This is a genomic window from Streptomyces sp. NPDC025618 (assembly GCF_055558795.1).
Map to the genome: position 1 here is coordinate 418,296 of NZ_JBVHLW010000001.1, position 22,705 is coordinate 441,000.

The following is a 22,705-nucleotide window of genomic DNA, read 5'->3' on the forward strand; positions in this document are numbered from 1 at the left end:
TCCCGCGGCTCGCGGCCTACAGCCAGCGGTCGTACCAGGCGCGTATGCGCCGAAGGGCGTCGAGTTGGTGGGCGCGCTCGTCGAGCCCATGGCCCTCGCGGGGATAGACGACAAACTCGTGCTCGACCCCGAAGTGGCGCAGGGCACGATGGAAGTGGATCGCCTGGCCGAGCGGGACGTTGGTGTCCTCCTCGCCGTGCAGGATCAGCACCGGGGTGCGGATCCTAAAGACGTAGGAGATCGGACTGTGCCGGTCGTGCACGTGTGGTCCCGGGCCCTCCCATCCCGTGCTGCCGCCGAGCGCCGCGTCGAGGATCCCCCAGTCGCCGGTCCCGGCCTGCATGCCCCAGTCGCTGATGCCCGCGCCCATCATGGCGGCCTTGAACCGGTCCGTACGGCCTATCGCCCAGGCCGCGACAAAGCCCCCGTGGCTCCATCCGGAGATTCCCAGACGCTCGGGGTCGGCGACCCCCTGTGCCACCAGCAGGTCGATTCCGCGGAGAATGTCGGTCCACTCGTCGCCGCCGACCGCGCCCGCGACCATGGCGGCGAACTCGTGGCCGTGCCCCGAGCCGCCTCGTGGGTTGGGTAAGAAGACCGCGTACCCGGCGGTCGCCAGCCACTGGCCGCAATCGACCGCGTTGAGGGTGAATTCGTCGGCGTAGCGGAAGTAAGGGCCACCATGGACCATGGTGACGAGCGGAAACGGACCGTTTTCCCGGTCCCGGCCGGCAGGCAGGATCAGCAGGCCGTCCAACTGGAGTCCGTCGGACGCCTGGTAGCTGAGGCGCTCCTGAACACCCCAGCGGATCCGGCGCAGTTCCGGGCAGGTGTCGCTGAGCCGGATCAGCGGTCCGCCGATGGGTCCCGCATGGACGTTCTTGGGCTCGTACGCCGTGCTCGCCAGGAGGGCGACGGTTTCCCCGGAGCGGCTCGCGGTGAGCCCGGCGAGCATGCCGGGGGCGGAAGACAACTGCTGGAACCGCAGGGACTCCGGGTGGAGCCGGTACAGCGCGGTATCCAGCCCGTCGGCGAACAGCGCGAGCGGGGGCCCGCCCGCGACCTGCACCAGCTCGGTCGGGCTGACGGACATGCCGACGGTGAGGTCGCGGTGTCCGAGGGCCGGGCCGGTCGCCGGGGGGACGGTGTCGATCACGGCGAGCCCGCCGACCAGGTGCGCGGGGGTCACTGCCAGGTGGGCCAGATGCCAGACACCGTCGTGGTTCCACCAGGCCGGGGACCGCGCCTCGATCCCGACCGGGCCCAGGTCGTGGACGGCCGCCGTGTCCGGGTCGACCAGGTGCAGTTCCGCCGTCATGACGCCGGGGTCGAGTTCGGGGGTGGACCAGCTCAGCACCGCCAGCGGGCCGCCGTCCGGACGCTGGGCCAGCTCGACCGCATGCCGGTCACCGAGGCCGTCCACGGTGCGGAGCACGCCGGTCTCCAGGTCGAGCAGGCGCAGCCGGGTGGCGGGCAGGTGGCGGCCCCAGACCTTGGCGTCGTCGCCCTCGGCTTCCCGGCGCTCGTCCTCGGCGGTGGGTTCGTCCTCGGCGAGCAGGGCGACGGTGCGGCCGTCGAAGAGCGGGCAGTGGTCAAAGATGCCGCCGCGCCAACTGGTCAAGGTCTCGGCCGTGGCGGTCTCCTCGCTGCCATCCGGACGGATCCGCTGGAGCTGGGCGACGCCCTGCTCCTCGCGGTCGGAGGTGAAGAAGAGAGAGGCCGAGTCCGGCGCCCACTTCAGGGCGAGGTCGCCGGCCGTGCCGTCGGTCAGCCTGCGCGGGGATGTGCTGCCGTCGGCGGCGGTGACCCAGACGGACCCGCGCGGACGCCCGCCCCTTCCGCCGTTCGCGACCACTCCGTAGGCGACCAGACGGCCGTTCGGCGAGATGGCCGGTGCCACGGCGGCGGCGGCATCCACCACCAATTCGGCGGTGAGCGGCTCGGTCGGCTCGGGAGCCGGCTGCGGTGCGGGCGGCATACGGACTGCCTTTCGCTCGTCAGTACAGCAAGCGGACATCCTGCCGCACGATCGGGTCGGCGTCAGTCGGATGACCGGCGTCTACAAGAACATGACACGCGGCATCGTCGCGCTGGTCTTCCGCTGCGCTCCCGTAGGCGGCAGCGAACGCACCTCTGACGAGTCCGTCGACATCTCCTGGATGACGCCGGAGGAAGTGGCCTCGGCGATGACGGAGGCGTACGCGCTGCGACTGCTGGACGCCCTCAGCGAAGACGCCCCGCACGTCCGGATCCACGACGGCCGTCGGCTGACACCCGCGTAGCCGGCCGGCCGTTCCAGCCATGTCGTGAAGCGGCCGCCCTCTGAGCAAGGCACCGTCGCCTACGTGAACCACCGCGTCCCTGGCGAGCCCGACGTACGCGTCTTCTACGAGCTGTACGCCGACCGCGCCGCGTTCGACGCCCACGAACGGCAGCCGCACACCCGGCACTTCCTGGAGGAGCGCGAGAAGTTCGTGGCGAAGACCGAGGTGACCTTCCTGGACCGCCTCGACGGGACGGCGTGAGACGCGGCCGCTCCAGGCGGTCCGGCCCCGCCGACGCCCCCAACCCCTGGCAAGGCCATGCCATAAGCTCGGCCCGATGAACGGAATGATCGACTACGGACGGTTCGCGGAACGCCTCAGGAGCGTGATGCCGCGCTGGGGCGACCGCGAGGAGATGTCCGCGGACGAGTTCGCCGCGCACCTCGCCGACACCGCACCGCGGTGGGAGCTCCTGCGCCGCTTCCAGGAGGAGTGGGGCTACGCGGTCCCCGAGGACGCCGTCCCGTGGGAACGCTGGTCGGAGAGCGAGCACCGCGACTACCTGCGCCGCCTGAAGGGCGAGGACGAGGGCGAGGGCGATCCGTTCGACAGCGTCGATCTGAGCCTGCCGGTGCCGGCCGCGCTGGACGAGTGGTGGGAGCTGCCGTTCAACTCCTTCACGCACAGCCCGCGGCTGTACTGGACGAACCCCGAGTACCCCCCGACGCTGCGGCCCGACCCGGGCGGATACGGCGTCGCGGGCGGCCTACCCGACGGCACGGCACTCGTGCCCGCCGGTGCCGACCGCCGGGTGTGCGTGTTCATGGCCGAGTACGAGTACTGCAACGAGTGGGGGTATCCGGCGGCCGAGGCGGCGCTGCCCGACCCCCGGGTGCTGGTCAGCGTCTCCGAGGAGGACTGGGCGCTCCAGGCGGGGTCCCTCTCGGAGTTCTTCCTGCAACTGGCCGTGCAGCGGCTGCCCTCGTACTACGGCTGGACCGTCTGCGGCGACGACGACACCGAGCGGATCGTCGCGTGGGTCCGCGAGGAACTGCCCGAGCTGGGCTTCCAGCCATGGCGTGAACTCGGCCGGCACATCACCGTCTACGGCGCGCCCGACGCGCTCGTCTTCCACGACACCGGCGACGGTGACACGGAGTTGATCGTGCACGGCCGCACCGCGGAGGCACTGGAGGCGCTCGGCGCCCGCATGGGGCTCGACTGGTCCGAGTGCGTCGAGACGCCCCGCGCGGTGGAGGAGGCCCCGAAGCCGATCGCGCTGCTCGCCGGTGACACGGACGAGCACGGCCGCTGGACGGTGCTCTCGGCGTCCGACGACCCCATGGCGTACGACGCCGAGCGGTCCTCGGCGGCCACCTCCGGAAAGGTCACCGTCACCGCTGAGGAGGACGGCGCCCTGCGGGTGCGCCGGGCCGGCGGTGACGCCGCCCCGGTCGTCGGCCACCCGCAGGCCGGACCCGTGACGGCCCTGGCCTGCGTGGAACTCCCGGACGAGGGGCCGCTGATCGCGAGCGGGCACCGCGACGGGACGCTGTACCTGTGGCTGCCGGACTCCGGCGACGAGCCGTGCGAGGTGGCGCGTCAGAGCCCGAAGCTCACGGGGCTCGCGTTGACCACCACCGCCACCGGGCCGGTCCTCGCCGCGTGCTGGCGCGACGACGTGGTCGCGCTGTGGGACGTCACGTCGGGCGAACGCACCGACCTCGACCTCGGCCCCGGCATCACCGGGGTACGGCTGGACGCGGAGATGCGTCTGACGGCCGGCGGGCCGAGCGGGCGCGCCGTCGTCCGGCTCGACGCCGAAGCGCTGTGGCCGGCCCGCGAGTTCATGCTGCGGGTGGTCTCCTTCGAGCACGCGGCCTGTGCCACGGACAGCGACCCGGAGGACGTGCCCCGGCACCTCGCGGGACTGCTGTCGTGGGACGCCGACACCGCGCGGCGCGCGTGCGAGAAACTGGAGGTGCTCCTGGCCCCCGGGGAGGGGCTGTGCTCGGCCGCGGCGCTGGCCTTCGCGTATCTGATGCAGATCGGCGCGGCCGTGGGAGTGGGAGAGCGCCCCTGCCACGTCCGGCGCCGGGCGCTCGGCCTGGCGCTGCGCGTCGTCAGGGCGATGCACGCGGCCGAGGGACACTGGCACACGGTCGCCCTCGACATGCTCGCGGGCCTCGAGCCCGTACTCCCCGACATGCTGGAGGAAGAGGACCCCGCCACGCGTACGGCGGGCGCGCTCTTCGCCGCGGCGCTGCCGGACCAGGACGGGAGCGCCGACGCGCTGCTGCGGGCGCTCGCCGCCGATGACCCCGATCCGGAGACCGCGGCCGCGGCCGCGCTGGCGACGGGCGATGCCACCGCCGCGGACGCCTTGGTCTCGGCCGGCTGGGAGCGGGCCGATGTGGACTGGTTGCCGCTACGGCAGTGACGCCGCGACCTGGCCACGGCCACCCGGGACAGCCCCGCCCTCGCCCGGAAGGACCGCCGCCCGCAGAGCCGCTGAATGCCTCACAGCCGCTGAATGATCGTCCCCGTCGCCAGGCCGCCGCCCGCGCACATCGTGACCAGGGCGAACTCCTTGTCCGCCCGCTCCAGTTCGTGCAGCGCCGTGGTGATCAGCCGGGCGCCCGTCGCCCCTATCGGGTGCCCCAGGGCTATCGCCCCGCCGTTGACGTTGACCTTCTCCAGGTCCTGGTCGAAGACGCGGGCCCAGGACAGCACCACCGACGCGAACGCCTCGTTGATCTCCACCAGGTCGATGTCCTTGAGGGACATGCCGGCCCGGCCGAGGACGGCGCGGGTGGCGTCGATGGGGCCGTCGAGGTGGAAGTGGGGGTCGGCGCCCACGAGGGCCTGGGCCACGACGCGGGCCCGGGGGCGCAGCCTGAGGGCGCGGGCCATGCGCTTGGAGGCCCACATCAGCGCGCAGGCGCCGTCGGATATCTGGGAGGAGTTGCCCGCGGTGTGGACGGCGGTGGGCATGACGGGCTTCAGGCCGCCGAGCGCCTCCATGCTGGTGTCGCGTAACCCCTGGTCGCGGTCGACGAGGCGCCACATGCCCTGCCCGGCGAGCTGCTCCTCCTCGGTCGTCGGCACCTGCACGGCGAAGGTCTCGCGCTTGAAGCGCTCCTCGGACCAGGCGCGGGCGGCGCGTTCCTGGGAGAGCAGGCCGAGCGCGTCGGCGTCCTCGCGGGTGAGGCCGCGTCTGCGGGCGATGCGCTCGGCGGCCTCGAACTGGTTGGGCAGGTCGACGTTCCACTCGTCGGGGAAGGGCTTGCCGGGGCCGTTGCGGGAGCCGCTGCCGATCGGGACGCGCGACATGGACTCGACACCGCAGCCGATACCCACGTCGATGACGCCGCTCGCGATCATGTTGGCGACGAGGTGGTTGGCCTGCTGCGAGGAGCCGCACTGGCAGTCCACGGTGGTCGCGGCGGTCTCGTAGGGCAGGCCCATCGCCAGCCAGGCGGTGCGGGCCGGGTTCATCGACTGCTCGCCGGCGTGGGTGACCGTGCCGCCGACGATCTGCTCGACGCAGTCGGGCTGGATGCCGGTGCGGGCGAGGAGCTCGCGGTAGGTCTCGCCCAGCAGATAGGCGGGGTGGAGATTGGCGAGCGCTCCTCCGCGCTTGCCGATGGGGGTGCGTACGGCTTCGACGATGACGGGTTCCGCGGCCATGGTGGCGTCCTTTCGTGGCATCCGCAGGGCGTCCCGGCGCCCCGGGCTCACGCCTCTCGCTCCTCGGGGCCCGCCGCTGCCGAGCCGGCCCCGGTCCCCCGCCGAACTGGTACGCGTTCTACTTCCGTTCGCAGTCTTATGACTGCTACCCCCGGTACGCAAGGGTGGCGCAACCCCCGGCCCGAGCAACAGATGGCGTTCCCGCCCTTGCCACTCCACGGCCCCCTCATTACCGTCGGGGCACACCTGATGCACCGTCAGGTGTACGGAGGTGGTGACCGATGTCCTGCCCAGCGCTGCCCGAAGGGTTCGACCTCACCGACCCCGGCCTCTACGAACAGCGGGTGCCGTTCCCGGAGTTCGCCGCGCTGCGGCGGACGGCGCCCGTCTGGTGGAACGCCCAGCCGCACGGCATAGCGGGCTTCGACGACGACGGCTACTGGGCGGTCACGCGGTACGAGGACGTCAGGGAGGTCTCCACCCACCCCGAGCTCTTCTCCGCCGCCCTCAACACCTCCATCATCCGCTTCCACGAGCACATCCAGCGCGAACAGATCGACGTGCAGCGGCTCATCATGCTCAACATGGACCCGCCCGAGCACACCCGCGTGCGCCAGATCGTCCAGCGCGGCTTCACCCCGCGCGCGATCCGGGCCCTGGAGGCCGCGCTGCGCGAGCGCGCCCGCGCGATCGTCGCCGAGGCCCGCGAGGGCGGCAGCGGGAACTTCGTCACGGACATCGCCTGCGAACTCCCCCTCCAGGCCATCGCCGAGATCGTCGGCGTCCCCCAGGCCGACCGGGCGCGGATCTTCGACTGGTCCAACAAGATGGTCGCGTACGACGACCCCGAGCTGGCCATCACCGAGGAGGTCGGGGCGACGGCCGCGATGGAGCTCATCTCCTACGCGATGACCCTGGCCGCCGCCCGCAAGGAGTGCCCGGCCGCCGACATCGTCAGCCGGCTGGTGGCCGCGGAGGACGAGGGCAACCTGGCCTCGGAGGAGTTCGGCTTCTTCGTGCTGCTGCTGGCCGTCGCGGGCAACGAGACCACGCGCAACGCCATCAGCCACGGCATGCACGCCTTCCTCACCCACCCCGGGCAGTGGGAGCTCTTCAAGCGCGAGCGGCCCGCGACGACGGCCGACGAGATCGTCCGGTGGGCGACGCCGGTCGTCTCCTTCCAGCGGACGGCGACACGCGACACGGAGCTCGGGGGCGCGAAGATCAAGGCGGGGCAGCGGGTGGGGATCTTCTACGCCTCGGCCAACAACGACCCGGAGGTCTTCGCCCACCCCGAGGTCTTCGACATCACCCGGGACCCCAACCCCCACCTGGGCTTCGGCGGGGGCGGCCCGCACTTCTGCCTGGGCAAGTCGCTGGCCGCGCTGGAGATCGACCTGATCTTCAACGCGATCGCGGACACCCTGCCGGACATCCGGCTCGCCGGTGAGCCACGGCGCCTGAGGTCGGCGTGGCTGAACGGGATCAAGGAACTGCGGGTGCGCTACGCGCCGGACTGATCCATATCTCTGATACAGCGTCAACTTCCTTTACCGCGGCCTGAATCGGTACGTACCAAGACCTTGCCGACGGACACGGGTGGACTTACTCTCGGGTACACCTCCGGGCCAGGCACGTTCGTCACGCCACTCCCCCGCTCGTACGCGGCTCACCGAGAGGACATCGCATGAAGGACGCCCAGGGAAGACCGGTGACGGGACGCGTCAGGTGGCGGAAGTTCGCCGTGCTGGCCGTGCCCGGCCTCGCGGCCACGGCCGCGCTCGCCATCGCGCTCGCGGACGGGGCGCTGGCGGCCTCCTTCGCCGTGTCGGGCCAGCAGTTCAAGGTCAGCGCCAAGAGCCTGGACGGCGACGGCTTCGCGCAGTACGGCGGCGTGGACGGCCAGGTCGGCAAGGACAAGCCCGGCGACCTGCTGCCCGTCGCCATCACGGCCATCAAGAAGGCCGAGCTGAGGAACCTCTGCCAGTCCGTGGTGATCGGCATCCCCTTCATCGGCGATGTCTCGCTGAACCTCAAGGCCGGCGGCGGCAAGGACCCGGTCAAGGCGAAGGACCTGTTCGTGGACGCCACGCAGCTGCGGGGCAACGCCGAGTTCAAGCAGCTCGAGATCGGCCGGGACGCCTCCACGCTCGACAAGGGGCCGAACAACGCGCAGGGCATGCAGGGGCTCTTCGCCCAGCAGGCCGACCATGTGACCATCAACGATCTCCAGCAGGTCGCCTGGGCGACCAACGCCGCGACGTTCACCCTCTCCGGCCTGAGCATGGACATCGCCAAGGGCAAGCGGGAGTGCTTCTGACGTGGCGGTCGGCGTCGAGTCCGGCCGCCCGCCACGCCACCCCTGGCTGGCCTGGCGCCGCTGGCGCAAGGGACGCCCCTTCTGGGGCGGCCTGTTCGCCACCCTGGCCGGCCTGGAGATCTGTGCCATTCCGCTCGCCCCGCTGAAGATCATGCTGCACCAGGGGATCGCGGGCATCCCGTCGGTCCTGATGGGCCTGGTCATGGTCCTGATGGGCCTCAGCGCGTGGTTCGCCCCGCAGTACCGCACGCTCGCCGGGATCGTGACCGTCATGGTCGCCGCCGCCGCGCTCGTCATGTCCAACCTCGGCGGCTTCCTGATCGGCACGCTCATGGGCGTGGTCGGCGGCGGCATGATCTTCGCCTGGCAGCCGTTGCCGGCACAGTCGGAGCCGGAAGAGAGCGCGCTTCCGGGCGCGGGCCCGGGGCCGCCCGCCGATGAGCTCGACGGCCGGTACGGCGGCCCGGACGATGCCACGCCCGGGGACCCTGAGCCGTCTCAGGGACCGGCGGCCGACCGGCCTCGTGGCGGTCCGGGCACGCGCCCCGCCGGGCCCGGGCCGGACGTCCGGCCCGGATCGCCCCCGGCCCCGCCGGGCCACCCCCCGGCCGGGCCCGCGCCCGGCGCCCGGTCCGGGCCGGACGACGCCCCGCCCTCGCCCCCGCACCCGCCGGAGCGCCCCGCGCCCCGGCCACCCGCCGGGCCCAGCCCCGAGATCAAGCCCTGGGCCCCCGCCGAGCCGTCACCCGGCACCGGCCCCGGGCAGCACGTCGATCACCGTCCCCGTCCGCACCTTCCGCACCAGAGGAGTTCCGATGACCGCTCGTAGATCCCGCACTCGCGCCCTGCTCGCGTCCGGCGCCGGACTCGCCCTCGCCTCAGGGCTCGCCCTCACCGGTTCCGCGGGCGCGCACACTGCCGACGCCGGGTCGACGACCGTCGCCCCCGCCGGTCACTACTTCGCGGCCACGCTCAACGGGAAGGCCACCTTCAAGCTCGGCCCGGTGCTCGTCACGTGCGCGGTCTCCGGCTCGCAGCCCACCGCGGGCGGCGGCGACGCCAACAACCAGATACCCGCCGCCCCCGCCAACCACAACGACGCGGGCCCGGTCGTCAGCGGCATCAACTCGCCCACGTATTCCTCGTGCACCACCAGTCAGGCGGGCGTGAGCGCGACCGTCACCACGTCCGGCACCTGGAGCGTGGCCATGCAGTACGGCACGCCGGCGACGGCCACCCTCTCCATCCCCACCGGCGGCCTGGTCGTGCAGACCAGCGGGCTGGTCAGCTGCACGGTGACCGCGGCGCCCGACGCGTCCGTGGACCTCGCGGCCACTTTCGACAACGGCGCGCCGTCGCAGCTCGTCGTCACCGACGGCGCGGCTCCGGTGAAGGTCACCGGCGGCTTCGGCTGCCCGACGGCCACCACGTCGTCGCTCTTCAACGCCACGTACGACATCACGGACGCGACCGACGCGTCCTCGCAGATCACGGTGAACAGCTGACCCGCACCGCCTCAACGACCGGCGCGGGGCCGGGGGTTCAGCCCGTGCTCCGCGCCGGTTCCGTCGGCTCCGGGGCGGCCAGCGTGTCGCTCGCGCTCCGCGCCCCCGGCACCTTGCCCAGGGCCTTCCGGCCCGGCCCGGTCAGCACGTACTGGACGGCGAAGCCCGCGGTGACCACGAACGCGCCGCCGACCGCGTCCAGGACGTAGTGGTTGGCGGTGCCGACGATGACGGAGAAGGTCATCAGCGGATAGAGCATGCCCAGCCACCTCATCCACCCCCTGGGCGCCACCGCGGCGATCACGATGCCGCACCACAGGGACCAGCCGATGTGGAGCGAGGGCATGGCCGCGTACTGGTTGGACAGCTCGGTGAGCGCGCCGAAGTCGGGGTGGGAGAGGTCCTGCGGGCCGTTGGCGGTGTCGATGAAGCCGCGGCCCGGCATCAGGCGCGGCGGGGCCAGCGGGTAGGCCCAGAAGCCGACGAGCGCCATCAGCGTGGCGATGGACAGGGCCGTGCGGGCCCAGCGGTAGGTGCCCGGGCGGCGCACGTAGAGATAGACCAGCAGCGAGACCGGCACCAGGAAGTGGAAGGTGCCGTAGTAGTAGTCCATGCTGTCGGTGAGCCAGCCGACGCTCGCCACGAAGTGGTTGAAGCGGTGCTCGATGTCGATGTGCAGGAACTCCTCGGCGCCGAGGATCTGCCGGCCGTGGGATTCCGCGAGGGAGCGCTCGTCGGGCGCGCTGCCGCGGATGTAGGAGTAGGCGAAATAGCCGACCCGTATCAGCATCAGCTCCAGGAAGACGTTCGGCCGGGACAGCGGCCGTTTCCAGAAGCGGAGCAGCGGCACCCAGGAGAAGCGCCCCGGCTGCGGCTCGGTGGCCGCCGTCGGCTCCGGCCGGTCCCACAGCGGTGACGTCCGCGGGAGGAAGGGCACCGCGCAGGCCGCGATGAGCGCGGCGAGCAGCGGCGCGTTGTCGCCGACGGGCCGCAGCACGGGGTTGTCGGGCATGAGGACCGTGCTGGTCAGCGTCATCACGAGGACGATCAGCACCGGCCATACGAGCCGGTCGGCGCGGCGCTTGCCGACCCGGCCGACGACGGCGAGCAGGATCCACAGCTGCTGGTGCTGCCAGGCGGTGGGCGAGACGGCGACCGCGACGCAGCCGGTGAGGGCGGTGGCCAGGAGCAGCTGGCCGTCGAGGGCGTAGCGGGCGGCGCGGCGCAGGCCGAGCGCGATGACGGCGACGGCGAGCAGGCCGTAGAGGGTGAGTTCGGCGGGGCCGCGCAGGCCGATACGCAGCAGCAGGCCGTGCAGCGACTGATTGGCGAGGCCGTCGGGCGCGTCGCCGAGGCCGGCCCCGGCGATGTGGTGGATCCAGTACGTCCACGAGTCGTCCGGCATGGTCACCCAGGCCACGGCCGTGCCGGCGGCGAAGGTGAGGCCGGAGGTGACGGCGGCGCGGCGGCGCCCGGTCAGCCGGAGCAGCGCGGCGAAGAGCAGCACGGCGGGCTGGAGCGCGGCGGCGAGGCCGACGAGCACGCCGGGGAGGACGCCGGAGCCGCGGGCCAGGCGCGGCAGGCAGCAGGCGAGGACCACCAGCAGCACCGGGATGATGCTGGTCTGGCCGAGGGTGAAGGTGTTGCGCACGGGCAGCGACAGCACGGCCAGGATGATCGCCGCGGGGGCCGCGAGGAGGGCGGTGCGGCGGCTGACCGGGGCGGGGAGCGAGCGGGCGGCGACCAGGGCGAGCGCGACGACGAGCAGGAGGGTGCCCAGCGTCCAGCCGATGCCGAGGCTGTGCTCGGCGGCCTTGGTCAGCGGTTTGAGCACGAGGCCGGCGAAGGGGGTGCCGGTGAACTTGTCGGTGTCGTACAGCGAGCCCTTCACATGGAGGACACCGTTGTCACCGATCCAGCGTTCGAGGTCGGTCAGGCGCCGCTCCGGGGGGAGCCGCAGCACCACCGCGGCCTGACGGACGGCCAGCACGCCCGCGAGCAGCCACAACAGCCCCAGGGCCAGGCCCGTTCGCGACCTCGACGCCGGGAGGCTCCCCAGCCCGGCCCGCTGTGCATTCGCCACGCCCCGCCACTCCTCCGGTCGCCCAGCCAGGTCACCCTCGTAGGGCTGTTTGAGACCTTACTGAGTCCTGAAGAGCAGACGCAGGTCACCCCCGCGTCACCTGACAAGGTCCCACAACTGGCCGAATCCGTACGGCTGGCGGCGCGTTGTCGGCCACATGCCGGGGCGCTTCACCGCCGCGGATCGTGATCCCGTTTCGCCGGGCCGTTGTGGGGCTGTTCCGAGTCGGAGCCGCACAGTTCCGCGTTGAGTTCCGTCACGAGCCGGTGGAGGTCGGTGGGGCGGTCCTTGGACCACCAGTCGCCCAGGAGTTCGGCGAGTGACTCCTCGCGGGCGCGGAAGAGGCGTCCGGCGACCTCGCGGCCCTCGGGGGTGAGGATCAGCGGGAGTCCTTCGCGTACGGCGAGGCCGCGGGTCTCCAACTGCCGTGCGGCCTCGGTGATGATCCGCAAGGGGATGTCGACGCGCTCGGCGAGCAGGGCGGGCTCGGCGGAGCCGTACCGGTTCATGCGCAGCAGCATCCAGCTCGCGGCGGGGTGGAGGTCGAGGCCCGCCCGTTCGGTGATCTCCTCGTAGACCCGGCGCTTGCCCTCGCGGCTGCCGAGGAGGGAGAGCGCGCGGGCGCACTCCTCGCGGGAGGTGCGCTCGACGGGGTTGCTGGAGAGGACCTCGCTGGTGTCGGGGGCGGTGACGCTGCCCCGCAGCGGCTCCTCCCGCAGGAGGAAGGCGAGGGCGAAGGCCACGAGGACGGCGGGGACCGCGTAGAGGAAGACGTCGGTGATCGACGCGGAGTAGGCGTCGAGCACCCCGGCCCGCGGCCCGGGGGGCAGCGCGGCGACCGCGCGCGGGTCGGCCTTGAGGCGCTCCGGGGTGAGGCCGGGCGGCAGGTGCGCGCCGGCGAGGGCGTCGGCGATGCGGGGGCCGAGCATGCCGGTGAAGATCGTGCCGAAGACGGAGACGCCGAAGGAGGCGCCGATGGACCGGAAGAAGGTGGCGCCGGAGGTAGCGACGCCGAGGTCCTCGTAGCCCACGGCGTTCTGCACGATGAGCACGAGCACCTGCATGACGAGGCCGAGCCCGAAGCCGAACACGAAGAAACAGCCGCTCATCTCCGCCGTGCTGCTGGCCGGATCCAGCCGGTGCAGCAGGAGGAGGCCGACGGCGGTCAGCCCGGTGCCGGCGATGGGGAAGACCTTGTAGCGGCCGGTGCGGCTGACGATCTGTCCGGAGCCGGTGGAGGAGATCAGCATGCCCGCCACCATCGGCAGCATGTGCACGCCCGACAGGGTGGGCGAGACGCCCTGCACGACCTGGAGGAAGGTCGGCAGATAGGTCATGGAGCCGAACATCGCGAAGCCGACGACGAAGCCGATCACGGAGCAGAGCGAGAAGGTCCGGATCCGGAACAGCTTCAGCGGCAGCACGGGCTCCGCGGCGCGGCGCTCCACGAGCACGAACGGCACCAGCAGCGCCACGCCCAGCACCCCGAGGCCGATGACCTGCCAGGACGACCAGGAGTAGGTGACGCCGCCGAGCGAGGTCATCAGCACCAGGCAGGTGGCGACGGCCGCGATGAGGAAGGTGCCGAGGTAGTCGATGCGGTGCGGGGTGCGGCGGACCGGGATGTGCAGGACGGCGGCGATCACGCCGAGCGCGACGACGCCGATGGGCAGGTTGATGTAGAAGACCCAGCGCCAGCTCAGGTGGTCGACGAAGAGGCCGCCGAGCAGCGGGCCGAGCACGCTCGTACCGCCGAAGACGGCGCCGAACAGCCCTTGGTAGCGGCCGCGGTCGCGCGGCGGCACGATGTCGCCGACGATCGCCATCGACAGCACCATCAGCCCGCCGCCGCCCAGTCCTTGCAGGGCGCGGAAGGCGATGAGCTCGCCCATCCCCTGGGCGAGCCCGCACAGCGCGGAGCCGATCAGGAAGATGACGATGGCCGTCTGGAAGAGCTTCTTGCGCCCGTACTGGTCGCCGAGCTTGCCCCACAGCGGGGTCGCGGCCGTGGACGCGAGAAGATAGGCGGTGACGACCCAGGAGAGGTGGTCGAGGCCGCCGAGGTCGCTGACGATCGTGGGCAGCGCGGTGGAGACGATCGTCTGGTCCAGGGCCGCCAGCAGCATGCCGAGCAGCAGCGCGCCGATCGCGACGAGCACGGTGCGCCGGGGCTGTCCCTCGCCGGGTACGGGCACAGGCTCCGCGGCGGCCACGGAGGGGCCCGGGGTCTCGTCCGCCATGCGCTGGCTCCTGGGTGCGACTCGGATGGCGCTCGGGTGCGGCCGCCCGGTCCGGGCGGCCGGCGCGTGTTCCCGTTCCATCGTCTTCCGGATCGGGCCGCCCGGCTCCCCGGGGTAGGCCATTGGCAGCTCATGGCCGGCGCGAGCACTGCCGCGATCAAGGCTGGACCTGGGCTGTTGGAGTTCCGCACGACTTTTTGTATCGTTAAGGAACAAAGTGGCTCCGCTCGTATTCCCTGACCGGCGGGCGGAGCCGCTTGTCTTCCTCCCGCGCCCTGGAGTCGCCGATGCCGGCCAACGCCCCCACCCCGACCACCCTGACGGCCCGCGCCCTCCTCCTGGACATGGACGGCACGATCGTCAACTCCGACGCCGTGGTCGAGCGCTGCTGGCGGGCCTGGGCCGACGAGCAGGGCCTGGACGCGGAAGCGGTGATGAAGGTCGTGCACGGCCGCCAGGGGTACGCGACCATGGCCGTCCTGCTCCCGGACCGCCCCATGGAGCTGAACCACGCCGACAACCGCCGCATGCTCGCGGCCGAGACCGCCGACGTCGACGGCGTCGTGCCGGTCCCCGGCGCCCCGGCCTTCATGGCCGCCCTCGCCGCCCTGCCGCACGCCCTGGTCACCTCCGCCGACCGCGGCCTCGCCGAGGCCCGCATGGGCGCGGCCGGGCTCCCGATGCCGCGGGTGCGGGTCACCGCGGAGTCCGTGGGCGCGAGCAAGCCGGACCCCGAGGGCTTCCTCAAGGGCGCCGCGCACCTCGGCTTCGACCCCGTCGACTGCGTCGTCTTCGAGGACTCCGAGGCGGGCATCGCGGCGGGCAAGGCGGCCGGCATGCGCGTCGTGGGCGTGGGCCCCCGCGCGGCGGCCCACGGCCCCGATGTGGCGGTCCCGGACCTCACGCACGTACGGGTGGAGGCCCTCGCGGAGGGCGGGATCGTCCTGCACGTCGGGAAGTGAGCGGTTTTCCCCCGGCCTGCCCCTGAAGGCAGGATGAGGGCGTGACCACGAACGCCGCGTCCCGTCCGCACCCCGACCTGCTCGCGGCGAAGGCGCTGGTCTACGACCCGAGCGGGTTCACCTGCTCCGCGCCGGCACCCGAGGCCGAGAGCGCGGAGTACGGGGCGTGCGCGTTCACCCTGGACGGGCGCTCCGTCAGGTTCCGCGCGGCGAAGACCACGCCGGCCAAGGCCGGTCAGTTCGTCACGGTGTGGAAGCGGTCCCCGGGCGGACCGATCCGGCCCTTCGACGCGGCGGACCCCGTCGATCTCTTCGTCATCAGCACCCGCGACGACCACGGCTTCGGCCAGTTCGTCCTCCCGCGCGAGGCGCTCCGCGAACGGGACATCGTCTCGACCGACGGCACCGGCGGGAAGCGGGCCTTCCGCGTCTATCCGCCGTGGGTCACCCCACCGAACCGCCAGGCGCGCGGCACGCAGGCGTGGCAGGTGAACTACTTCCTGCCGATACCGCAGGACGCACCGGCCGACGTGGCCCGGAGCAGGGCGCTCTTCCGGGGGTAGGGACGGCGCCCCGGAAAACGGCGGCGGCAGCGCCGCGCGTGGGGAGTGAAGGGCCTACCGGCGCGGCGAGAAGTTCAGGACCATCTCGCATTCCAGCGCGGCCGCCAGCCGTTGAAGTACGGGAATGGTGGGGACCACCTTCCCGGACTCGACCCGCGAAATGAACGCCTGCCCGGTCCCCGCGCGGGCCGCGAGCTCCACCTGCGAGAGCCCCAGCGCCACCCGCCGGGCACGCACGAGATCGGCGGCGATCAACACGTGTCCTGGCTGTAGCGCGGCAGTTCGCCCGTGTCGATGACCCAATCGCCGATGGCGATCCGGTCGCCGAACACGTAAGGAACGCGGGCCTCGTACACGGCGTTCCCCTCCCGGACCCCGATGACCCAGTGATGCACACAAGTGCCGTCGCGCGGGTCGACGATCAGGTAGTGCGGAATGCCGAGCCGCGGATAGTGGTGGAGCTTGCTCTCGTAGTCGTTCTCAGGGTTCGAGGGGGAGACGATCTCGACGGCGGCGAGGAGCGCACGGGGACTGATGGCGCTGTCCGTGTCCATGGCCGCCTCAGGGAGGACGAGAACGTCAGGGCGGCGCAGCTGCCCGAGGCCCGCTTCCTCGATGTCACCGGAGGTCGTGGCCACGACGCCCTCCGGCAATTGCGGCTGAAGCTGACGCTCGATGCGCAAGGCCGCCAGGTCGTGGCGGCCCGCCGGGCTCATCATCATGATGATCTGGCCGTCACTGATCTCGACGTGGGGACTGAACGGCGGGGGCGGCGTGAAGTGCTCGGCGAAAGCACGCAGGTGCTTGTAGATCTCTTGCTGCGCAGGGGTCGCCATATCCGCAGTGTATGACGAAATCGTCATGGCGGGGCCGTCGAAGCCGAGGCGCCCCCGGCTGCCGAAAAAAGAACGGCACCACAGCCCGGCACCCCCATAAGGTGAGCCCCTTCGCCATCGAAAGGGCTCAGCCATGGAAACCACCGAACGCGTCGGACCGCCCCTCACCGGTGGTGAGCGGGAGACCCTGCGGGCCTTTCTCGACTTCCATCGCGCCACGCTCGCCATGAAGTGCGACGGCCTCTCCGACGAGGATCTGCGCCGCCGGTCGATGCCGCCCTCGGCCCTGACGCTCCTCGGGCTCGTGCGGCACATGGCGGAGGTCGAGCGCACGTGGTTCCGCCGGGTGATGGGCGGTGAGGAGGACATCCCCCTGGTCTGGTCCGCCGAGGGCGACTACCAGGCGGCCTACGACGCGAGCTCCGCCACCCGCCAGGAAGCCTTCGCCGCCTGGCAGGCGGAGGTGGAGCACGCGCGCCGCGTCGAGAAGGCCGCGGAATCCCTCGATGTGACGGGCTATCAGCCCCGCTGGGGCGCGGACGTCTCGCTCCGCCTGGTGATGCTCCACCTCATCCACGAGTACGCCCGCCACAACGGCCACGCGGACTTCCTGCGCGAGGGCATCGACGGCACGGTGGGGGCCTGAGAGCGGGCCCCGTCAGCCCGCCACCGCCTCGTAGAGGCTGAAGCCCGCCAGAGCCAGCATCACCAGGGCCGCGATCTTCGTGATCAGGGCCAGGGGGACGTACTTCATCAGCGTGCGGCCGCCCACGATGCCCAGGCCGGCCACCGCCCACAGGCCCAGCGTCGCGCCCACGCCCACCGAGACGGGGTCGTCGTAGCGGGCGGCGAGATTCGCGGTCATGATCTGGGTGAGGTCGCCGAACTCCGCGACCAGGATCAGCGTGAAGCCCGCGCCGGAGACCTTCCAGAAGGACTGGTCGGCGGGCTTGGCGATCTCCTCCTCACCGTCGTCCTTCTTGAAGAGGAGCACGGCCGCGCCCGCGAGGAAGGCGAGGCCGACGATCACCTGGAGGATCCGGTGCGGGAGCAGGGTCAGCAGGCTGCCCGCGGCGATCGCCAGAACGACGTGCACGAGGAAGGCGGCCGCGACGCCCGCGAAGACGTACGAGGCGCGGTAGCGGGTGCCGAGCATCAGGGAGGCGAGGGCCGTCTTGTCGGGGAGCTCGGCAAGGAAGATCACGCCGAAGACCAGGGCGGCGACGGTGAAGCTGAACACAGGGGATTCCTCGGTAGGTGGGACCGCCGTACCGAGAGACCTGCGGGAATTCAGGGGTCGCTTCGGCACGGCAGCGTCATGGACACTGCGGCCGAAGGTCTCGCTGGCCTACGGAAGACTTCCGTCTGCCTCCGGGCGCCGGCTGGTGTGACCCAGCAGTATGTCGACGGTCCGGCGAAGAGCTACTCCCCTTCTGCTCCGTTCAGGGTACGCGATGCGCCGCGGAATCGTCTCAGGCCGTACCACCGGGGCCCGCCCCGGGACGGCTCCCGGTGCAGCACCCCGCGCGCGATCAGCTCCAGCGTGACGGCGACCGCCACCGCCTGCACGGCCATGAGCGCGACCAGGACGAACAGCTGCACCGCCCCCGCGAGCGTCGGTGACGCCCCGCCCAGCAGCATGCCCACGAAGGCGCCCGGGAGTGTGACGAGCCCCACCGTGCGCGTCTGGTCCAGGCCCGGCAGCAGCGCGTCGGAGGCCGCGGGGCGGGCGATCTCCAGCCGCGCCTCGCGGTCGAGCAGGCCGAGCGCCAGCCCCGCCTCCACCTCGCCGTGCCGGACGCGCAGCTCGTCCAGCCCGCGCCGCCCGGCGAGGACGGTGGCCGTCAGCGCGCCGCCGATGAGAATGCCCGCGATGGGGATCAGGGCGACGCCCGTGAGCGGGACGAGCCCGGTGAGCAGCAGTGTGACCACCACCGGCAGCACTCCCGCGCCGATCGGCACGGCCGCCCACCACCAGGTGGCGTTGTCCGTGACGCGGCGCCCGGCCGTCCGTACGGCCACGGCGAACATCAGCAGGACGAAGCACAGCAGCAGCGGCAGGGCGTGGACCACCCAGCCGATCAGCGCGGAGACGGCGGCCAGTTGGACGGCGGCGCGCAGGCCGGCGACGGCGATCGCGCGGGCATAGCCGCGCTCCTGCCCGTCGGCCAGCCGGGCGAGGGCGGCGACCCCCGTGGTGGCGAGGAGCAGGACGGCGAGGACCACGCCGAGAGTGGTGTTGACGGGCAGGAGGGCTGCGGCGGCGAGCACGCCTCACCTTAGGCGGCGGGCCGCGGATTCCACGGCCGGTGCCACGGGTGGCGTCGTTCCCGCACCACCGCCGGGCCGCGGTGTGCTCAGGTGCCGGACGGGCCGGGAAGCGAGCGCTGTCCTCATGTGCCGGACGAGCCGGTAAGCGGCTGACGCGAGCGCGCGGCGGCAGCCCGCCGCCGGGCCGAACTCCCGTCACCCGCCCGGCCGATGATGCTCAGCCAGGATCAACTTCACGTTCGCAACCCCTTGCGTTGACATGATCGCGTCGTCACGCTGTTACCTGGCCAACACCCCCCGGAAACCGGCCGTCGCCACCATGGCCGCACCCCAGTGGCCATCGCCCCCCACCAAGGGAGTTCCCATGCCCGGAATGCGCATCTTCACTTCCCCGCGCCGCGTCTACGCGCGTCGCGCGGCCGTCGCCGGCGGGCTCGCCGCGCTCGTCGGTTCGCTCGTCCTCAACGGACCCGCCGCCCAGGCCGCGCCCCCGGCCCCGGCGGACGCCGCGACGGCCCGGGCGTATCTGGGCGAGCTCACCGTGCAGCCCGAGGGGACGATGGACGGCTACAGCCGCGCCAAGTTCCCGCACTGGATCACGCAGCACGGGGAGTGCAACACCCGCGAGGTCGTCCTCCAGCGCGACGGTGACGGCGTGAAGCAGGACGCCAAGTGCGCGGCGGTGTCCGGCACCTGGCACTCCGCCTACGACGGGGCGACCTGGACCGACGCGCAGAGCGTCGACATCGACCACATCGTGCCGCTCGCGCAGGCGTGGCGCTCGGGCGCCGCCAAGTGGACGACGGCCCAGCGGCAGGCGTTCGCCAACGACCTGACCCGGCCTCAGCTGATCGCGGTCACCGACCGGGTGAACCAGGCGAAGGGCGACAAGGACCCGGCGCAGTGGATGCCGCCGCTGAAGTCCTACGGGTGCACGTACGTGGAGATGTGGGTGACGGTGAAGCACTACTACAAGCTGAGCGTGGACTCCGCGGAGAAGAACGCGATGGAGAAGGTGCTGAGCGGCTGCTGACGGCCGCGGCCCTCACCGCCGCCCCGCGAAGCCGAACCACGCCGCGACCCCGTGGACGACAGCGATGAGTCGCCGCATGCGGACTCCTTTTCACAGCAGGGAAGTTGAGGACCGACCGAGGACTTCCCCACCCCGTGCGGCGCCACGCGCGGTTCACTCGGAAGGGGTAAGTCAACCACCACGCGTGGACCCGCTTCCGGTGAACCGCGGAATCCGTTCGACGTGCTCCGACCCGCCGCCATGATGGGCCGACCTTGTCGCCCTCGGCCCCCGGGAGAGCACTGTGGCGCACCATGCGATAGCCGTCGTCGGAGCGGGCCCGCGCGGGTCCGGCGTGCTGGAGCGGATCTGCGCCTCGGCGCCCGAACTCGCCCCGGACGCGCGGCTGACGATCCATATGGTCGACCCCGCGCCGCCGGGGGCGGGGAGCGTCTGGCGCGTCGACCAGCCCGCGGAGCTGCTGATGAACACCGTGGCCGCGCAGGTCACGGTGTTCACCGACGACAGCGTGGAGTGCGCCGGCCCGATACGCCCGGGGCCGAGCCTGCACGCGTGGGCGGGCGGGAGCCTCGGCCCGGACGACTATCCGACGCGCGCGTGCTACGGGCGCTATCTGGCGTGGGCCTTCGCGCGGACGGTGCGGACGGCGCCGGAGAACGTGACGGTCCGGGTGCACCGGGCGAAGGCCGTACGCCTGACGGACGAGCGGCCGCCGTTCCAGCGCCTGACCCTCGACAGCGGCCGCACGCTGCGCGGGCTGGCCGCCGTGGTCCTCGCCCAGGGGCACCTGCCCGCGGTCGCGAGCGGGGAGGAGGCCCGGCTCGCCGCGCACGCCGCCCGCCACGGGCTGCGGCACGTCCCGCCCGCCAACCCCGCCGACGTCGATCTCGACGGCGTCCGCCCCGGCGAGGCCGTGCTCCTGCGCGGCCTGGGGCTGAACTTCTTCGACCACCTCGCGCTGCTCACGACCGGCCGGGGCGGCACCTTCGCCGCGCGCGACGGCGGGCTCGTCTACCGCCCGTCGGGCCGGGAGCCCCGGCTGTACGCGGGATCGCGGCGCGGCGTGCCGTACCAGGCGCGCGGCGACAACCAGAAGGGCGCGTCCGCCCGGCACACCCCGCTGCTGCTGACGCCGCAGGTCATCGACGGGTTCCGCAAGCGCGCGGCGTCCGGTGACGCGCCGGACTTCCTGGCCGAGGTCTGGCCGCTGGTGGCCACCGAGGTCGAGGCGGTGCACTACGCGACGCTGCTCGCGGGCCGCGGGCTGCCCGTCGCCCGGTTCCGCGAGCGCTTCCTCGCGGCGGCGCTCGCCCGGGACCCCGAGGGCGTACGGGAGGTGCTCGACGGCTTCGGCGTCGCACCCGCCGACCGCTGGGACTGGACGGCACTGGCCCGGCCGTACGGCGACCGGCGCTTCGAGGGGCGGCGGGACTTCCGCGCCTGGCTGCTGGCGCATCTGCGTGAGGACGCGGCACGGGCCCGCGCGGGCAATGTCGGCGGCCCGGTCAAGGCGGCGCTGGACGTGCTGCGCGACCTGCGCAACGAGCTGCGGCAGATCGTCGACCACGGCGGGCTGGCCGGCGCCTCGCACCGGGAGCACCTCGACGGCTGGTACACGCCGCTGAACGCCTTCCTGTCGATCGGCCCGCCCCGCCGCCGCGTCGAGGAGACGGCCGCGCTGATCGAGGCGGGCGTGCTGGAGGTGCTGGGTCCGGGGCTGGAGGTGACGACGGGCGCGCCGGGCGCCTTCACCGCGCGCTCGGCGGTGGTGCCCGGCTCCGCCGTGTCCGTGACGACCGTCATCGAGGCGCGGTTACCTACGCCGGACGTGCGGCGCACCGGGGACGCCCTGCTGGCCGGGCTGCTGCGGACCGGCCAGTGCCGGGCGCACCGGGTGGGCGGCCATGTCACGGGCGGCCTGGACGTCACGCCGAGCCCGTACCGGCTGATCGACGCGCGGGGGCGGGCGCACCCGCGCCGGTTCGCGGTGGGCGTGCCGACGGAAGGGGTGCGCTGGGTGACGGCGGCGGGCGCCCGTCCGGGGGTGAATTCGGTGACGCTCGCGGACGCCGACGCGGTGGCGCGGGCCGTGCTGCGGACGTGTCGTGGGCGGTCATCGGAGGTGACATCACAAGAGCTTGAACTTGCAAGTATCGATTAGGTGTACCTAACCTGTGCTCCTCGGCGTTCCTGTCCCCGACACGAGGAGCACTTCCGCGATGCCCCCCACCACCGCTTCCCCCACGTCCGCCGGCACCGCCGCCGTCGGCACGGCCCAGGCCCTGACGCTCACCGACCGGCTCGACGCCGCCCGCCCGTACGTCCTCTCGGCGTTCCGCGTCGTGGTCGGCCTGCTCTTCGCCTGCCACGGCGCCGCGTCCCTCTTCGGCGTGCTCGGCGGCGCCGCGGGCGTCGGCGGCACGATCGCGGCGGGCACCTGGCCCGGCTGGTACGCGGCCGCCATCCAGCTCGTCGGGGGCGTCCTCGTGCTGCTGGGCGTCGGCACCCGCAGCGCGGCCCTGATCTCCTCCGGCTCGATGGCGTACGCATACTTCGACGTGCACCAGAGCATGGCCCTGTGGCCGATCCAGAACGGCGGCGAGGCGTCCGCGATGTTCGCGTGGGCGTTCCTGCTGCTCGTCTTCACCGGCCCCGGGGCCCTCTCCCTGGACCGGGTCCTGCGCCGCACGCGCTGACCCGGCCACGCCCCGGATCCGGCTGACCTCGCCGTCGATCCGCGGGCCGGATCCTCCGCGCCACCGCTATGCGGCGGTGTCCTCGATCGCCGGACGGGCTCGTCCTCGGCTGAACCCGGCCAGGGACGAGCCCGTCCGGCGAGGGCGCCCGGCCCCGGGCCGCCGTCCACGCAACACCCCACACCGGTGCAACTCCGGCACGTGATTCAAACAACATCACCGGCCCCGCGCTCATGTCACAG

At 72.6% G+C, this 22,705-nt stretch carries 20 protein-coding genes and 1 pseudogene; 13 read left to right on the plus strand and 8 right to left on the minus strand.

The window, feature by feature from the left end:
- Positions 1-16: 16 nt before the first annotated feature.
- Positions 17-1,978: a S9 family peptidase gene (locus tag ACZ4A5_RS01860; RefSeq protein ID WP_467577148.1), complete on the minus strand. Its 1,962-nt coding sequence runs from the start codon at positions 1,976-1,978 to the stop codon at positions 17-19.
- A 55-nt stretch (positions 1,979-2,033) separates the two neighbouring features.
- Between ACZ4A5_RS01860 and ACZ4A5_RS01865 the strand changes: the two are divergent.
- The 3 genes and pseudogenes from ACZ4A5_RS01865 to ACZ4A5_RS01875 form a co-directional block, all read left to right on the plus strand.
- Positions 2,034-2,282: pseudogene (locus ACZ4A5_RS01865) on the plus strand (NUDIX hydrolase); the annotation flags it as partial.
- Between the two features lie 24 nt (positions 2,283-2,306).
- A complete protein-coding gene (locus tag ACZ4A5_RS01870; protein WP_467577151.1) occupies positions 2,307-2,525 on the plus strand; it encodes a putative quinol monooxygenase in 219 nt (72 codons plus the stop codon).
- Between the two features lie 76 nt (positions 2,526-2,601).
- Positions 2,602-4,704 carry a hypothetical protein gene (locus tag ACZ4A5_RS01875; protein WP_467577154.1) on the plus strand — a complete coding sequence of 701 codons (2,103 nt, stop codon included), beginning with the start codon at positions 2,602-2,604 and terminating at the stop codon, positions 4,702-4,704.
- Between the two features lie 80 nt (positions 4,705-4,784).
- Here ACZ4A5_RS01875 and ACZ4A5_RS01880 read toward each other — a convergent pair whose 3' ends face one another.
- Positions 4,785-5,954: a steroid 3-ketoacyl-CoA thiolase gene (locus tag ACZ4A5_RS01880; RefSeq protein WP_467577157.1), complete on the minus strand. Its 1,170-nt coding sequence runs from the start codon at positions 5,952-5,954 to the stop codon at positions 4,785-4,787.
- Between the two features lie 281 nt (positions 5,955-6,235).
- Between ACZ4A5_RS01880 and ACZ4A5_RS01885 the strand changes: the two genes are divergently transcribed.
- The 4 genes from ACZ4A5_RS01885 to ACZ4A5_RS01900 all read left to right on the plus strand — a co-directional run bounded on the left by ACZ4A5_RS01885 (position 6,236) and on the right by ACZ4A5_RS01900 (position 9,779).
- Positions 6,236-7,474, plus strand: a complete 1,239-nt coding sequence (locus ACZ4A5_RS01885; RefSeq protein WP_467577160.1) for a cytochrome P450 — start codon at positions 6,236-6,238, stop codon at positions 7,472-7,474.
- A gap of 167 nt (positions 7,475-7,641) precedes the next feature.
- Positions 7,642-8,274 carry a DUF6230 family protein gene (locus ACZ4A5_RS01890; protein ID WP_467577163.1) on the plus strand — a complete coding sequence of 211 codons (633 nt, stop codon included), beginning with the start codon at positions 7,642-7,644 and terminating at the stop codon, positions 8,272-8,274.
- 1 nt (position 8,275) lies between these two features.
- The gene (locus ACZ4A5_RS01895) at positions 8,276-9,103 is read left to right on the plus strand and encodes a DUF6114 domain-containing protein (protein ID WP_467577166.1); all 828 of its coding nucleotides are present in this window, start codon (positions 8,276-8,278) and stop codon (positions 9,101-9,103) included.
- Complete coding sequence (locus tag ACZ4A5_RS01900; protein ID WP_467577170.1) at positions 9,090-9,779, plus strand: hypothetical protein; 690 nt, start codon at positions 9,090-9,092, stop codon at positions 9,777-9,779. The genes ACZ4A5_RS01895 and ACZ4A5_RS01900 overlap by 14 nt, the downstream gene beginning before the upstream one ends.
- Positions 9,780-9,816: 37 nt before the next feature.
- Here ACZ4A5_RS01900 and ACZ4A5_RS01905 read toward each other — a convergent pair whose 3' ends face one another.
- On the minus strand, positions 9,817-11,862 hold the full coding sequence (locus ACZ4A5_RS01905; RefSeq protein WP_467577173.1) for a bifunctional glycosyltransferase 87/phosphatase PAP2 family protein: 2,046 nt from the start codon (positions 11,860-11,862) through the stop codon (positions 9,817-9,819).
- Between the two features lie 170 nt (positions 11,863-12,032).
- Positions 12,033-14,102 carry an MFS transporter gene (locus tag ACZ4A5_RS01910; protein ID WP_467577175.1) on the minus strand — a complete coding sequence of 690 codons (2,070 nt, stop codon included), beginning with the start codon at positions 14,100-14,102 and terminating at the stop codon, positions 12,033-12,035.
- Positions 14,103-14,389: 287 nt separating this feature from the next.
- Between ACZ4A5_RS01910 and ACZ4A5_RS01915 the strand changes: the two genes are divergently transcribed.
- The gene (locus ACZ4A5_RS01915; RefSeq protein WP_467577272.1) at positions 14,390-15,064 is read left to right on the plus strand and encodes an HAD-IA family hydrolase; all 675 of its coding nucleotides are present in this window, start codon (positions 14,390-14,392) and stop codon (positions 15,062-15,064) included.
- A 41-nt stretch (positions 15,065-15,105) separates the two neighbouring features.
- Positions 15,106-15,627 (plus strand): MepB family protein, encoded by a 522-nt coding sequence (locus tag ACZ4A5_RS01920; RefSeq protein ID WP_467577178.1) that lies wholly within the window; start codon positions 15,106-15,108, stop codon positions 15,625-15,627.
- 54 nt (positions 15,628-15,681) lie between these two features.
- Here the strand turns inward: ACZ4A5_RS01920 and ACZ4A5_RS01925 are convergent, their stop codons facing one another.
- Entirely contained in the window at positions 15,682-15,885 is a 204-nt protein-coding gene (locus ACZ4A5_RS01925) for a helix-turn-helix domain-containing protein (RefSeq protein ID WP_467577181.1), read from the minus strand.
- Complete coding sequence (locus ACZ4A5_RS01930; RefSeq protein WP_467577184.1) at positions 15,879-16,463, minus strand: Uma2 family endonuclease; 585 nt, start codon at positions 16,461-16,463, stop codon at positions 15,879-15,881. The genes ACZ4A5_RS01925 and ACZ4A5_RS01930 overlap by 7 nt, the downstream gene beginning before the upstream one ends.
- Positions 16,464-16,596: 133 nt before the next feature.
- Between ACZ4A5_RS01930 and ACZ4A5_RS01935 the strand changes: the two genes are divergently transcribed.
- Positions 16,597-17,109: a DinB family protein gene (locus ACZ4A5_RS01935; RefSeq protein ID WP_467577187.1), complete on the plus strand. Its 513-nt coding sequence runs from the start codon at positions 16,597-16,599 to the stop codon at positions 17,107-17,109.
- Between the two features lie 12 nt (positions 17,110-17,121).
- Here the strand turns inward: ACZ4A5_RS01935 and ACZ4A5_RS01940 are convergent, their stop codons facing one another.
- Both ACZ4A5_RS01940 and ACZ4A5_RS01945 read right to left on the minus strand, forming a co-directional pair.
- Positions 17,122-17,703 carry a TMEM165/GDT1 family protein gene (locus tag ACZ4A5_RS01940; protein ID WP_467577190.1) on the minus strand — a complete coding sequence of 194 codons (582 nt, stop codon included), beginning with the start codon at positions 17,701-17,703 and terminating at the stop codon, positions 17,122-17,124.
- Between the two features lie 182 nt (positions 17,704-17,885).
- Complete coding sequence (locus tag ACZ4A5_RS01945) at positions 17,886-18,734, minus strand: ABC transporter permease (protein WP_467577192.1); 849 nt, start codon at positions 18,732-18,734, stop codon at positions 17,886-17,888.
- A gap of 364 nt (positions 18,735-19,098) precedes the next feature.
- On the opposite strand from ACZ4A5_RS01945, the gene ACZ4A5_RS01950 reads away from it, so the two are divergent.
- The 3 genes from ACZ4A5_RS01950 (at position 19,099) to ACZ4A5_RS01960 (ending at position 22,463) form a co-directional block, all read left to right on the plus strand.
- Complete coding sequence (locus ACZ4A5_RS01950) at positions 19,099-19,767, plus strand: HNH endonuclease family protein (protein ID WP_467577197.1); 669 nt, start codon at positions 19,099-19,101, stop codon at positions 19,765-19,767.
- Between the two features lie 283 nt (positions 19,768-20,050).
- Positions 20,051-21,928, plus strand: coding sequence for an FAD/NAD(P)-binding protein (locus tag ACZ4A5_RS01955; RefSeq protein ID WP_467577200.1), 1,878 nt, complete (start codon positions 20,051-20,053; stop codon positions 21,926-21,928).
- 58 nt (positions 21,929-21,986) lie between these two features.
- Positions 21,987-22,463 (plus strand): DoxX family protein, encoded by a 477-nt coding sequence (locus tag ACZ4A5_RS01960; RefSeq protein ID WP_467577203.1) that lies wholly within the window; start codon positions 21,987-21,989, stop codon positions 22,461-22,463.
- Positions 22,464-22,705 lie beyond the last annotated feature (242 nt).

Bases quoted from the DNA above. Each gene is read 5' to 3' on its own strand.
- ACZ4A5_RS01860 (WP_467577148.1), bottom strand. From the start codon at position 1,978: ATGCCGCCCGCACCGCAGCCGGCTCCCGAGCCGACCGAGCCGCTCACC.
- ACZ4A5_RS01875 (WP_467577154.1), top strand. From the start codon at position 2,602: ATGAACGGAATGATCGACTACGGACGGTTCGCGGAACGCCTCAGGAGC.
- ACZ4A5_RS01880 (WP_467577157.1), bottom strand. From the start codon at position 5,954: ATGGCCGCGGAACCCGTCATCGTCGAAGCCGTACGCACCCCCATCGGC.
- ACZ4A5_RS01885 (WP_467577160.1), top strand. From the start codon at position 6,236: ATGTCCTGCCCAGCGCTGCCCGAAGGGTTCGACCTCACCGACCCCGGC.
- ACZ4A5_RS01890 (WP_467577163.1), top strand. From the start codon at position 7,642: ATGAAGGACGCCCAGGGAAGACCGGTGACGGGACGCGTCAGGTGGCGG.
- ACZ4A5_RS01900 (WP_467577170.1), top strand. From the start codon at position 9,090: ATGACCGCTCGTAGATCCCGCACTCGCGCCCTGCTCGCGTCCGGCGCC.
- ACZ4A5_RS01910 (WP_467577175.1), bottom strand. From the start codon at position 14,102: ATGGCGGACGAGACCCCGGGCCCCTCCGTGGCCGCCGCGGAGCCTGTG.
- ACZ4A5_RS01915 (WP_467577272.1), top strand. From the start codon at position 14,390: ATGCCGGCCAACGCCCCCACCCCGACCACCCTGACGGCCCGCGCCCTC.
- ACZ4A5_RS01930 (WP_467577184.1), bottom strand. From the start codon at position 16,463: ATGGCGACCCCTGCGCAGCAAGAGATCTACAAGCACCTGCGTGCTTTC.
- ACZ4A5_RS01935 (WP_467577187.1), top strand. From the start codon at position 16,597: ATGGAAACCACCGAACGCGTCGGACCGCCCCTCACCGGTGGTGAGCGG.
- ACZ4A5_RS01950 (WP_467577197.1), top strand. From the start codon at position 19,099: ATGCCCGGAATGCGCATCTTCACTTCCCCGCGCCGCGTCTACGCGCGT.
- ACZ4A5_RS01960 (WP_467577203.1), top strand. From the start codon at position 21,987: ATGCCCCCCACCACCGCTTCCCCCACGTCCGCCGGCACCGCCGCCGTC.